The organism is Ectothiorhodospira haloalkaliphila ATCC 51935 (assembly GCF_000633935.1).
In the GTDB taxonomy this organism is placed as follows: Bacteria; Pseudomonadota; Gammaproteobacteria; order Ectothiorhodospirales; family Ectothiorhodospiraceae; genus Ectothiorhodospira; species Ectothiorhodospira haloalkaliphila.
On the sequence record NZ_KK214998.1, the window covers coordinates 1 to 12,255 of the forward strand.

The window sequence follows — 12,255 nt, forward strand, 5'->3', positions numbered from 1 at the left end:
AGGGGTTGATCCAATCCCTGGCGGCCTGCCAGTGGGTGAAGGAACACCTCAACATCCTCATCACCGGCCCCACCGGGGTTGGCAAAACCTGGCTGGCCTGTGCCTTGGCCCATAAGGCCTGCCGAGAGGGACACACCGCCCACTACGTTCGTCTAACCCGTCTGTTGCGGGAGCTGAGCATCGCCAAGGGGGATGGTCAGTACGCAAAGCTTCTGGCCAACTTGGCCAAAGTGGATGTACTGATTCTCGACGACTGGGGGCTCATGAAACTCAATGCTGAAAACCGCCGTGATCTCCTGGAGGTGTTGGAAGACCGCCACGGCAGACGATCCACCATCGCCACCAGCCAACTGCCCATGGACCAATGGCACGACGTCATCGGTGATGCCACCCTGGCTGATGCCATTCTGGATCGCTTGGTTCACAACGCCTACAAGATCAATCTCAGAGGGGAGTCCATGCGAAAAACCCNGTCCAAGTTGACCGACACCGCAACGTCGGAGTAAGAAGGAAACCCCGCGTCGCTACGCTCCGATGGGTGGCAGCTTTGCCCCGGTCCGGGTGGCAGGCTTCACGTGGAATGGGTGGCAACCTTCAGCGGTCTACGCAACTCAGTGGCGTATCCCGCTCTGCCAGCTCTTCTTCGCTGAAGGCTGACTCGTTCACCAGATAGTAGCGCAGGTGGGGCTGATACGCCCGCATGAAACCCGGCGGCTCCGGCCGGATCATCCGATAGATGTCCTCCCGCGCCGTCCACCGTTTGGAGCCGTTGTACAACACCACCGGGAAGATCGGCGGCATGCCCCTTGCGGGCCGTTGTCACATTGGGTCTTGATCAAATGATCGTAGAAGCAGGCCACATAGTGCAGCATCCGGATTGGCAGGCGGTGGTCCACCGTGGACTGAAACTCCAGCAGCAGATACACGAACACCCGCTGCCTGGTGCCATCCCATTTCACCTCCACCGACCAGACCTTGTCCTCGAACTTCTCGCCAAACAGCGGAGTGATGTAGCTCCCGCTGTGGTCCGTGAGGGTGGCAAAGTCCATCATGGCCGCCACCTCCGGCGGCGCAAAGCCCTCAATGAGCTGGCGAACCAGTTCCGGGTAGCTGAACAGTTCCTTGTAGCCCGTGTCGTGATGGTTGCTCATGCGGCGTCTTGGCAGGAGATCGAGCCACAGTGTGCCATATTTGCGCCCAACTTGGCCGGTCTATTCCCCTACGGTAAGCTGTCCACACACCAGCCACGGATCTGGCCGGACACCTCTGGAGGGAACCATGCCGCGCCCCCGCTGCCAACAGATTTCGCTCGCCGATACACCCTATTACCACATCGTCTCGCGCTGTGTGCGGCGCACTTTCCTCTGCGGCCAGGATCACGTCACCGGCAAAAGCTTTGAACACCGACGGCAGTGGATCGAGGATCGTATACGGCTGCTGGCCTCCCTGTTTGCCGTGGACATCGCTGCCTATGCAGTCATGTCCAATCACTATCATCTGGTGGTCAAGCTGGACCCAGCCCAAGCCGACTCCTGGTCCGATGACGACGTGCTGCGGCGCTGGACTTGTCTGTTCAACGGGCCGCTGCTGGTCCAGCGGTATCTGGCAGGAGGCAATCAGGAAAGCTATGAGTTGGCCCAGGTGGGTGAATTCGCCCAATGCTACCGGCAACGGCTGGCCAGCCTGAGCTGGTTCATGAAGTGTCTGAATGAGCCCATCGCCCGGCAGGCCAACGAGGAGGACGGCTGCACGGGGCACTTCTGGGAGGCCCGCTTCAAGTCCCAGGCCCTGCGCACCGAAGCCGCCCTGCTCAGTTGCATGGCCTACGTGGATCTCAACCCGGTGCGGGCCGGGATGGCTGACACGCCGGAGACTTCGGAGCATACCAGCATCAAGGAACGCATCGCGCCCCGGTTTGACCTGGCCCAGGCCGTGCGCGAGCAGATGAAGCTGGATGCCTTGCTGCGGTTCGATGGGCCGGTGAAGCCGTTGCTGTCGTTTGAAGGTGCGTTCGCGGACCGGGAACAGCCCGGCATCCCGTTCGCCTTCCAGGATTACCTATCCCTGGTGGACTACACGGGGCGGGCCATCGACCCGAGAAAGAAGGGTGCCATTGCCGGCAGCCAGCCCCCCATCCTGCAGCGGCTGGGACTCACACCGGATCAATGGTTGACCCAGAGTACGCAGTTTGAGGCTATGTACCGGCCGAAGCGGCGACGATCAGCGGCCTGACGGCACCTCCTCCATTGATCTCTCCGTGCTGCGGTGATGCGCCGAGAATGGCTCTTGCCTGTTGTTCGTGTGCTGGAGCCAGGTGTTGGGGGAAATCGGCGGCTGAAGGTGGTTTTCGGGCTCGGGGCCTTGAGGAAAAGTGGAAGAGGGCAGTCTGGCGGGGCGGTAGTCGGCGGATAGCTGAGTAAAAGGGTCAAGAGTGCCTGTCCCTTCCCCCCTTGCTGGGAGGCCCGCTTCAAGTCCCAGGCCCTGCGCACCGAAGCCGCCCTGCTCAGTTGCATGGCCTACGTGGATCTCAACCCGGTGCGGTCCGGGATGGGGGACACGCCGGAGACTTCGGAGCACACCAGCATCAAGGAACGCATCGCGCCCCGGTTTGACCTGGCCCAGGCCGTGCGCGAGCAGATGAAGCTGGATGCCTTGCTGCGGTTCGATGGGCCGGTGAAGCCGTTGCTGTCGTTTGAAGGTGCGTTCGCGGACCGGGAACAGCCCGGCATCCCGTTCGCCTTCCAGGATTACCTATCCCTGGTGGACTACACGGGGCGGGCCATCGACCCGAGAAAGAAGGGTGCCATTGCCGGCAGCCAGCCCCCGATCCTGCGGCGGCTGGGACTCACATCGGATCAATGGCTGGCCCAGAGTACGCAGTTTGAGGCTATGTCCCGGCCGAAGCGGCGACGATCAGCGGCCTGACGGCACCTCCTCCGTTGATCTTTCCGTGCTGCGGTGATGCGCCGAGAATGGCGCTTGCCTGTTGTTCGTGTGCCGGAGCCAGATGTTGGGGGGAGTCAGGCGCTGACGGTGGTTTTCGGGCCCGGGGTCTTGAGGAAAAGTGTAAGAGGGCAGTCTGGCGGGGCGGTAGTCGGCGGATAGCTGAGTAAAAGGGTCAAGAGTGCCTGTCCCTCCCTCTGGTTCGCTGCGGACGGCGGTTTTCGGGCCCGGGGCCTTGAGGGAAAGTGGAAGAGGGCAGTCTGGCGGGGCGGTAGTCGGCGGATAGCTGACCAAAACGGTCAAGAGTGCCTGTCCCTTCCCCCCCCCTTTGACCGGGAACAGCCCGGTATCCCGTTTGCCTTCGAGGATTACCTATCCCTGGTGGACTACACGGGTCGGGCCATCGACCCGAGAAAGAAGGGCGCCATTGCCGACATCCAGCCCCCGATACTGCGGCGGCTGGGACTCACCCCGGATCAGTGGTTGGCCCAGAGTACGCAGTTTGAGGCTATGTCCCGGCCGAAGCGGCGACGATCAGCGGCCTGACGGCACCTCCTTCATTGATCTTTCCATGCTGCGGTGATGCGCCGAGAATGGCTCATGCCTGTTGTTTGTGTGCTGGAGCCAGATGTTGGGGGGAGTCAGGCGCTGACGGTGGTTTTCGGGCCCGGGGCCTTGAGGAAAAGTGGAAGAGGGCAGTCTGGCGGGGCGGTAGTCGGCGGATAGCTGAGTAAAACGGTCAAGAGTGCCAATGCCTGTCCCTCCCTCCGTTATTGTTCGTGTGCCGGAGCCAGATGTTGGGGGAAATCGTTGGCTGACGGGGGTTTTCGGGCCTGGGGCCTTGAGGAAAAGCGGGAGAGGTGAGTTGGGCGGGGCGGTAGTCGGCGGATAGCTGAGTAAAAGGGTCAAGAGTGCCTGTCCCTCCCTCCCTCCAGTTGTTCGTGTGCCGGAGCCAGATGTTGGGGGGAGTCAGGCGCTAACGGTGGTTTTCGGGCCCGGGGTCTTGAGGAAAAGTGGAAGAGGGCAGTCTGGCGGGGCGGTAGTCGGCGGATGGCTGAGGGATAGCTGAGTAAAAGGGTCAAGAGTGCCTGTCCCTCCCTCTGGGTGGATAGCTGAGTAAAAGGGTCAAGAGTGCCTGTCCTTTTCCTGTTGTTCCATTTCACCTCCACCGACCAGACCTTATCCTCGAACTTCTCGCCAAACAGTGGGGTGATGTAGCTCCCGCTGTGGTCCGTGAGGGTGGCAAAGTCCATCATGGTTGCCACCTCCGGTGGCGCAAAACCCTCGATGAGCTGGCGAACCAGTTCCGGGTAGCTGAACAGTTCCTTGTAGCCCGTGTCGTGATGGTTGCTCATGCGGCGTCCTGGCAGGGGATCGAGCCACAGTGTGCCATATTCGCCCCCGCTTGACCGATTGCCTCCGTCGGGGGGGCAAATCTACCGCAAGGATCCTGCTATCCCCGCTTACCCAAGGAAAGCCACTCCGGTACCCGGGAAGCAAACCATGCCGCCGAATCCCGCGAATTCACCACCGGAGCCCAGTTGGCGGCCCTTTCGCGGTAACCGCCTTCCGTCAAGATGGTCGACACGGCCTCATGCACCCGGTCTGCCGTAGCCTGCCCGGCCCGTACCCTGATACCGACACCCTCGCGTTCCATGCACGACATGTTCAGGTGCTGGTCCATGTTATCCGCGATACCTAGCACAGGAACACCAGCGGCCAGCGCCTGCTGGGTCGATAGGCTGCCACCATTGCAGATGACCAGCGATGCCTTGGCCGCTGCCTCCGTGCCGGGCAGAAAGTCTGCCACGTATGCATTGTCGGGGACGTTAGCCAATCGAGAACCCGCCGTGGCCGCCATCACCGTGACCGGTAGCCTGGCCAGGGCCTCCAGCACGCGAGGAAGAATCTGCCGGTTCTGCCCGGAACTGCCAAGGGCGACATACACAATCGGCTGATGTTCCGGGATCTGCTCCCACCATTCGGGCTTGGTACCCTCTGGTGACCAAAGAATGGGACCCAGCCACTGGTGGTTTTCAGGCAAAGGTGCCGTGGGGATGAACTCAGGGATGTCCGCATAAAGCGTGACATCGGCATCGCTGTAGGCGGTTCTCAGATCGTGCCCCAAGGACGGCAGGCCATATTCACGGCGCACGCGATTCATGGGGCGTGCGTGCATGGCAAAAATCATCGGTTGCAAGCGCTGGAAGAAGAACTCTGCCGGCCGGACACCAATCACCCGTGTGAGCGGGTGCTCCGGCAAGGGAAATCCCAATCGGGAATAGGGGGACCAGTACGCGTTGGTAATGGTGACGTAAGGTATCCCGGCAAGTCTCGCGCTCACCCCCAGGGAAATACGAAAGTCACCCACCACCAAATCGGGCTGGAACGTGTCAAGAAGTTCTCGATCGGCTTCAACGTAGCGGCGCAGCGTGGGCGCATCGTAAACCGGCCGGCCCTTGGCCAGATTCTCAATGAAATCCTGGGAACTCACCGTTTCGAGCGGATGCAACTCCTGTGGGACGGCATCAAAGAGCCCCAGGTAACGCGCGTCGCAGGCAAACGCAACCTGGTACTCATTGGAAGGCAGTGACCGGCAAAGCACCATGGGGCGAACGATGTGGGCGAGGGTCACGGCCTCGCCCACAAAGAGGATGCGTGGCCTGGGAGTGTCTGAAGTGCTGGCAGGCATCCGTGTCAACGCCCCTGTCCTGAACCTTTTAGCAGACGTGCAAGCGGCAGTCGTATTGATCGCGCCGCCGGTGTTGGCCCATAGCCCACCCGACCCATGAACACACCCTGCTCCACGGTCTGTTCACCCAGCAGTCCTTGCAGATCCCGGGAGAGCCGAATGGCCCGCTGGATAGAGCGCTGTTCATCACTGAAATCCACCTGCTCACGTACATAGGACGCAAAGATCAGTGGCGTCATTTCCGGCTGGAATTGCAGGCCCAGCTTTGTGCTGGTGAGCCAGAAGCGCTGCATGGCCCGACCGCCCGCCACGTAGTCGTCCAGCGTCTTCAAAGGCTTGTTGGCAACAATCACGAAATGCCCGGCGCAGTTCAGCGCGGGAAGCAGGTCCATCTGTAGCCGTGGCAGCAGCGTTCCGCCCAGGTATTTGTTCAGAAACTTCACCCGCTGCCAACTGCCCAACGCCCAGCGCATCATCTTGAGTCCGAGCGGATCCATGCCCAGGGCCTGGTCCGGGATGCGCTCCATACTGTATTGCGCATCCCAGTCGATGATACTGCTGTGCACCGGGTAGGCTTCCGGGGTCGTGAGCCTTATCTGTGCGTTGTCCCAGAGCAAACGCGCCATGCGCCGACGTTGGGCCGGCTGCTCCACCCAGACCACGTGGTAGTCCGGGCCCATCGAAGCGTTGAGGGCATCGCGGTGCGCGTCGAGCAGTGGGCGACGTTTCATGGGACGTCGCTGGGTGGTGCGGGCAGGGATGAAGGGAGCCAGTGGATCCGGTTCCACCCTGGCTTTACTGACCTGAACATCGAAGGTCGGGTGATTTTCTGGCATGCCCGAGCGACGCTGAATATCGCACGCCATGCCCTGGGCACTGGCGGCAATCTCCAGAGTTTCGAGAAGGCCCCCCAAGGCGATCTGGCTGGCGTGGCCGCGCAGGTCATAGACCACGTGGTCACGGGTGTCGTGTCCATGAATGGTGAAATGCTTCTCGTCGTGGATCTCGAATCGCCATGGCTGAGTGTTGTCCCCGCTGGGAGCCCACCGGGCCTGGTCAATGATCTGGTGAATCGGCGTGGACGGCACGGCTGCATCCGCTTCCGGGGTTGGCGTTTCCGCCAGCATGCGATCCACCTGGCGATAACCCAGCCTGCATTTGAGGGATTGCAGGGGTCCCCGATTGCCCCAGAATAGCCGCCCCCGCCGATAGCGCATCCGATAGGCGTCGAACAGATGGTAGTAAGGGGCCGGATACACAGGTCCACGCTGCAGGAGTATCTTGAGGGCCTCCGTGCCGGTTACCCCGGCGCAGAGCTGACAGGCCATCATGGTGGAAGGACCACGACGCTCGCCCAGGCTGAGGCGGGAAGGGTCTACCAGATAGCGCCGATGGGGCGCTGATGGGGTCAGGCCCACCAAAAAGTTCACGTACTGGTACTTTTCCGGCAGCCCCGACATCCGGAAGTAGTCCTCGAAGCTCATGCCGTCGGGCGTGAAGATCAGGTAGGCGGTTCCCATCCCAATGGGGCCGGCTGTGATGGCGGGAATGCCCAAGTCGTGGCAACGGGCGAAGACCCGGGCCCGAATCTCCGGCGCGAAGAAATCCAGGCCGTCCACGAAGAGATCCACATCCTTCAGAAAAGCATCCAGGTTGTCTGCATGGATGCCCTCGCCGAATACGGTTAGGTCAAGCGACGGGTTGATATCCCGTGCCATCTCGGCGAGCACCTCCGCCTTGGAGCGTTCAACCGTATTCATCATGGCGCCAGCCTGCCGGTTGAAGTTAGGCTGCTCGAATGTATCCAGGTCCGCTAGGTTGAAGGCGCCGACACCCAGTCTGGTCAGGGTCAGAAGATGCGTTCCGCCGACACCGCCCATGCCGGCAATGGCGATGCGCTTGTTCCTGAGCAGGATTTGTTCGGCCTCGGTCACCCACCCCAGATTGCGCGAAAAGGCGTGCGCGTAATCGAAATCTTGTGTGCTCATCATCCTGCCTCGTCCCAACTCGTTCTTATGAGTTTTCCTTCATCTCCCGTCCCATGGGGTGATCTCCGGCGCGAATCATGGCGCCCAGGTCGTCGCGCGCCAGGTTATCCCGCAGCGTGGCCTCCACTCGATCGTATAACTGACGCATGTCCTGGTTGAATCCTTCCACAATGCCCTCCGCGCGGATGTAGTAGGCGGTGCGGGTGCCGTGATAATCGGTGGGCTCGCCGATCTGCTCAAGGGGGATGCCCATACGTTTGAGCAGCCGCGCGAGCCAACTCTCCACCATGATGAACATGTTAGGTCGGCCCACCAGCAGTGCGACGGCAGGGGATGCGCATATCATGGCCATGCTCACCAGTGGGTAGGTGCGCATCTCCTCTTCCGAGGGCAGTTCGATCTTGTCCGGCAACGCACCGATCCGGGTTTCATCTTCCCTTGGCCGCCTGCGAAACTCGGGGTGTGCTGCCAGCCGGGAGATCTCGCAGAGGGAATCTCTGGCGGTGCGCTGAGGGTGTTTCGGGTTGTCCGGCTCAAGACTCTCCTGACAGTACGTTTCCAGGGGCATCAGGCCATCTGGATCCTTGAGGGTGGGCAGCACCACCCGTACACACCCGGCTACGGTCTCCCCATCCGCGTGTTGCTTTGCCTTGTTGTCCCCAAGGTATACCGCCATGCAATGCAGCGACTGGGGGTCGAAGCTGTCACGCTCCAGCCCATCGGGACAGTCGGCGGGGTTCTCGAAGCCGAATTCGCGTACGTAAACGTCGTACCGTGCCCTTTGCACCGCCCGGAGCTGGTCCGGGGTGCGGGCAAAGTCCAGCTTGAAGTACTTGAAGAAATGATCGATGGCAAGCATGTGGCGGTTTCTTGGTTAGGCATGCAGGGAGCAGGGGCTCAACTCCTCCCCCATCGTCAGCCCTCGCGTGGCTTGCATGAGTATATACCCCGTGCTGCTGATGCGTCTCCCCATAGCCGCTTTCCAATCGTATGGGGCCGGCGCGAGATTTGTTCGCGATCTTTGTCAAGCCCAGTAACTTGATTCCCAGAATGTGACGCGCGTTCAGTGATCAGGCGAAATGAGTGTTTACACTCCAATAGCCTTTAACCAACGCGAACTTGACCAAAATGATCGAGAATGACTACGAAGTTGTCGTTGCCGACACCAGGGAGATGCGTCGCATTCACCATCGCCTTCGCTACCAGGTGTACTGCCTGGAAACGGGCTACGAAGACCCCGCTGCCTTTCCCGATGGAATGGAGCGGGATGAGTGGGATGAGTATTCGATCCCCTTCCTGGTCAGGCATCGACCGTCCGGTGAGTGGATTGGGACCATGCGACTTATCCCCTCCTTGGATGGGCGGCTACCGATCTTCAACTTGATGGGGTGTGCCCCCGGCGCTGATCATGCTGGCGGTGCGGGCGCGTGGGAAATCTCAAGGGTTTGCATTCCTTCGGTGTATCGGCGGAAAGCCGAGCGGCGGGTCATAGGTAACGCCGGATGGGGATGGAGGCGAGGAGTTGATCAGGGCGGCGCCCCTCGCGGTTTTCGGCGCGATGACGGTGTGATTCGTGGTATGAAAATCCGCCCCCAGTATTCTTGGTCCGGGGGGGCCGACAGCGGCGAATGCATGGATGTTCGGGCGCGTCGGGGTTTGCAGGATTTTGCGTTCGATGACGCTCCAGAGAACACCTCTAAGTTGGCGGATGCGAAGGTCGACAGTAATGCGGTGATTTCAAAACTGTTTCATGTTGCGGCTAGTGTCGTAGCAAAGAGAGGCGGTGAGGCGCTCTACTTCTTGGTTCGCCCTTCGCTTGCACGGCTTATGCATCGTTTGCAGATTCCGATCGAGCGTATAGGCCAAGCCTGCGAGCATCGTGGCGCTCGTTTCCCCTATCGGGCTGGTATTGGTGTATCACGATCGTCCGGTGTGAGCGCTCTACGCTACTGCAACTAAATGTACCGTCCGGTGGCTTGTTTTATGCCACCTAGGGCAGCGGGGTTTTACGAAAGCGAGAGTCCCGCGTTCACTGTGGAATAGCGATTCTAAGACCGTCGGTGGGCCTCCCTTGGTTGATGGCTGTGGTTGCGAATCGGCGATTCAAAATATTGTGAGTACAACGTATCTCTTGTGGGTGGTTTGCAGCCCAGCACGGAGTCGTCACGTTCCTGTTTTGGGATGCTTGATGTGGGTGCCGTCGTTAGCGAGGCTGGTCTAGGGCGGTTTCCTTCGTCGCGACGAACCTAAGCGTTCCCCCTTGAATCAAGGGTGACGAAATGAACCCTGCTGCCGCGAATAAGGGGAAACCCAAGGAGAGCGTTAGCTGGCTCAGGGTTAAGGCGCCCAGATTCGAAAGTCGGTCTTCGTTCTTCCAGAGGTCGCGCAATTTGACCTGCCCGGTGTTGAAATCGTTTAGCAGGTTTGGTTTGTCAAGTATACGGTTGAGGGTGCTTTGAACGGCGCCGAACGCGTCGTACTGAAGATTCCGCGTGCTGGTTTCGATAATGGAGAAGCCTGAGGTGCGAAGGATTCGGGTTAGTGTCCTTGTATCGAAGTGATAGAGGTGTCTCGGAACGTCGTAGTGAAACCAGTCGTTCCCGAAGAGTCGTGCATACCAGCTCCCAATATTAGGTACCTCAACGATGAGAATGCCGCCCGGCCGTAACAATTCAAGGATGATGCTGAGCGCTTCTCTCGGCCTTGGCAGGTGTTCGAGCACATGAAATAAAGTGATCACGTCAAAAGACTCATGCTCGAAAGGGGCATCGCCGATTGCCCCAGCGAATACCGGCACGCCGATGCTGTTAGCATACGCGCAGGAAGATTCGGACATCTCTGTGCCAGCCACGCTCCAGCCACAGTCGGACAGTGCTTTCAGTAGCAGCCCTTTCCCGCAACCAATGTCCAAAATCCTGCTAGGGCTATGGCCGGCAATCCTCTTCACCGCCCGGACTCGGCCGCGCGCGTCTAGACGCTCGTAGGCAGCGGGGGGGGCCATCTGGTGAATGACAGGATAGTAGCGATGCAGATTTTCGAGTGGGGGTTGAGGATCCACGTAGACCAATCCGCATTCCTCGCATCTCACAACCCGGAAGGTTTCCCCGGAGATATAGTCACGAGTCTCCGAGAAGGGCTTTTGCCGGTCGCTCCCGCACAAATTGCATTCAGTGCCTTTCGCTTTGGTGGTTGTGCCCACGTTGTTCCTCACCCTCGCTAGAGATGTCTCAATGCCTTCATGCCGAAAGGTCATCATCTTAATCCAAGTGGCGATGAAATGTACCGTGATCCGCCCGGCAGTTTGGATGCAAGGCGTCGATCCGCAAGGCAGCCTATGCGCCCTGTCCTGGCCAACGAAAAGAGCCGCCCGAAGCGGGGGCGGCTCTTTTCGGCAATCAGTGCACCCGTGTCGATGACGCTAGCTCATTCGGCGGCGGAGCGCAACCAGGCCCACCAAACCAAAACCCAGCAAAGCAACTGTTGCCGGTTCGGGCACCTCGGCGGCACGGAAAGACTGATTGGCATCAGCTTGGAGGCAAATGGTGCCGTCCTCTACGCTGCAAGTCACCGGGGAGTTAAAGGGGGTTCCCGTGACCAATACTCCTCCATCGGTCCTGTCGTTTCCAAACTTCAACTCAGTGCCAACAGTGGTGCCTACCAAGTCCGGAGTGAAGAAGTCGCTGTTGGTGTAAGTCACTGTACCTTGGAGCGTGTTGCTACCCGTGCCGCCGACGAACCCGGTTGCGTCTGCAATTGCTGTGAACACCCCCGCAAAACCAAGATCGAAATCCCCTTCCAAGATAAGCGTTCCATCTTGGAATCCGGTTCCGGCCAATTGATCGGCGTTGGGATTGGGATCGTAATAGATTTGCCAGCTGCCAGCCAAAAGCTCAAACTCGGACTGGATACAGGCGCCGCCTACAGCTTCTAAGCAGGTCGCTCTCTCCGTAAGTTGCGTAGAGAAAGTGAACTCGTAATCTCCGTCTAAGATGCCCCTGGTTGGACCGGTGAGATTGTTCTGGAACGGGTCAGAGACGCTACCCGCGATTGTCCAGAAGTCCAGGGTAATATCTCTCGTATCGCCTGCCGAGACGGTGTCTTGATCGGTCCACCAGTCGAACACCGTTGCCTTGCCGCCTGCACTCCAGTCGAAGCCGCCGAAGTTGGCGTAAGTTCCTGCGGAGTCGCCGTCGGGTATGGTGATGCTCGCCGCCTGCGATGAGGCGATGGAACCACCACCCAGCGCGATCACGATCATTCCCATTGTTAAGTGTTTGAGTTTCATGAGTGCTTTACCCCCGGTCGTCAATGATGGTGTTTTCTTTGCAGGCCGGTCGGACCTTGCGGGTTAAACTCGAGCCTGTCGTCAATAAAGCATGCATCATGCCAAGTCGGGAAAGGGACCAATAATCAATGGTAAACGGCTAGGCTGAAGTTCCAGCCTACCAGTAACGCTAAACCATTGAATCTACTTACTTAAAAAGCGATTCAGGGTTCAGGCGTCTGGCTACAACCGGATATCGTTGATCCGATCCAGTGCAGCAACGCTGTTTGGCGTTGGGTTTGGTATCGAGTTCGAACGTCGGTTCTTCGGCCTCATGATGACGGCGGCGGCAGGTGTTACGGACGATG

At 59.6% G+C, this 12,255-nt stretch carries 11 protein-coding genes and 1 pseudogene; 4 read left to right on the forward strand and 8 right to left on the reverse strand.

Features of this window, described 5'->3' with window-relative positions; all coding sequences use genetic code 11:
* Nucleotides 1-506 (forward strand): IS21-like element helper ATPase IstB (istB, locus tag ECTHA_RS0107745; protein ID WP_026623633.1); only part of this gene is annotated, 506 nt, incomplete at its 5' end.
* Between the two features lie 88 nt (nucleotides 507-594).
* Here the strand turns inward: istB and ECTHA_RS20540 are convergent.
* Both ECTHA_RS20540 and ECTHA_RS20030 read right to left on the reverse strand, forming a co-directional pair.
* Nucleotides 595-729, reverse strand: a complete 135-nt coding sequence (locus ECTHA_RS20540; protein ID WP_280512695.1) for a hypothetical protein — start codon at nucleotides 727-729, stop codon at nucleotides 595-597.
* Nucleotides 726-1,151 carry an Rpn family recombination-promoting nuclease/putative transposase gene (locus ECTHA_RS20030; RefSeq protein ID WP_218915908.1) on the reverse strand — a complete coding sequence of 142 codons (426 nt, stop codon included), beginning with the start codon at nucleotides 1,149-1,151 and terminating at the stop codon, nucleotides 726-728. Before ECTHA_RS20030 ends, ECTHA_RS20540 begins: the two co-directional genes overlap by 4 nt.
* 127 nt (nucleotides 1,152-1,278) lie before the next feature.
* Between ECTHA_RS20030 and ECTHA_RS0107755 the strand changes: the two genes are divergently transcribed.
* Nucleotides 1,279-2,232, forward strand: a complete 954-nt coding sequence (locus tag ECTHA_RS0107755) for a transposase (RefSeq protein ID WP_025282597.1) — start codon at nucleotides 1,279-1,281, stop codon at nucleotides 2,230-2,232.
* A gap of 279 nt (nucleotides 2,233-2,511) precedes the next feature.
* Nucleotides 2,512-2,925 carry a hypothetical protein gene (locus ECTHA_RS17580; protein WP_025282596.1) on the forward strand — a complete coding sequence of 138 codons (414 nt, stop codon included), beginning with the start codon at nucleotides 2,512-2,514 and terminating at the stop codon, nucleotides 2,923-2,925.
* Between the two features lie 923 nt (nucleotides 2,926-3,848).
* On the opposite strand, the gene ECTHA_RS20370 is transcribed toward ECTHA_RS17580, so the two are convergent.
* The 4 genes and pseudogenes from ECTHA_RS20370 to ECTHA_RS17600 form a co-directional block, all read right to left on the reverse strand.
* Nucleotides 3,849-4,298, reverse strand: a complete 450-nt coding sequence (locus tag ECTHA_RS20370; RefSeq protein ID WP_084306840.1) for an Rpn family recombination-promoting nuclease/putative transposase — start codon at nucleotides 4,296-4,298, stop codon at nucleotides 3,849-3,851.
* Nucleotides 4,299-4,396: 98 nt separating this feature from the next.
* Nucleotides 4,397-5,578: a glycosyltransferase gene (locus tag ECTHA_RS17590; protein WP_238984763.1), complete on the reverse strand. Its 1,182-nt coding sequence runs from the start codon at nucleotides 5,576-5,578 to the stop codon at nucleotides 4,397-4,399.
* A 1,172-nt stretch (nucleotides 5,579-6,750) separates the two neighbouring features.
* Nucleotides 6,751-7,623: pseudogene (locus ECTHA_RS20585) on the reverse strand (ThiF family adenylyltransferase); the annotation flags it as partial.
* A 25-nt stretch (nucleotides 7,624-7,648) separates the two neighbouring features.
* Nucleotides 7,649-8,482, reverse strand: coding sequence for a PEP-CTERM/exosortase system-associated acyltransferase (locus ECTHA_RS17600; protein WP_025282592.1), 834 nt, complete (start codon nucleotides 8,480-8,482; stop codon nucleotides 7,649-7,651).
* A gap of 269 nt (nucleotides 8,483-8,751) precedes the next feature.
* Here ECTHA_RS17600 and ECTHA_RS18985 point away from each other — a divergent pair, with 269 nt between their 5' ends.
* Nucleotides 8,752-9,582, forward strand: a complete 831-nt coding sequence (locus ECTHA_RS18985) for a GNAT family N-acyltransferase (RefSeq protein ID WP_025282591.1) — start codon at nucleotides 8,752-8,754, stop codon at nucleotides 9,580-9,582.
* A gap of 244 nt (nucleotides 9,583-9,826) precedes the next feature.
* On the opposite strand, the gene ECTHA_RS18990 is transcribed toward ECTHA_RS18985, so the two are convergent.
* Nucleotides 9,827-10,681 (reverse strand): class I SAM-dependent methyltransferase, encoded by an 855-nt coding sequence (locus tag ECTHA_RS18990; protein ID WP_244875631.1) that lies wholly within the window; start codon nucleotides 10,679-10,681, stop codon nucleotides 9,827-9,829.
* 360 nt (nucleotides 10,682-11,041) lie between these two features.
* A complete protein-coding gene (gene pepA / locus ECTHA_RS0107805) occupies nucleotides 11,042-11,908 on the reverse strand; it encodes a flocculation-associated PEP-CTERM protein PepA (RefSeq protein WP_084306842.1) in 867 nt (288 codons plus the stop codon).
* Nucleotides 11,909-12,255 lie beyond the last annotated feature (347 nt).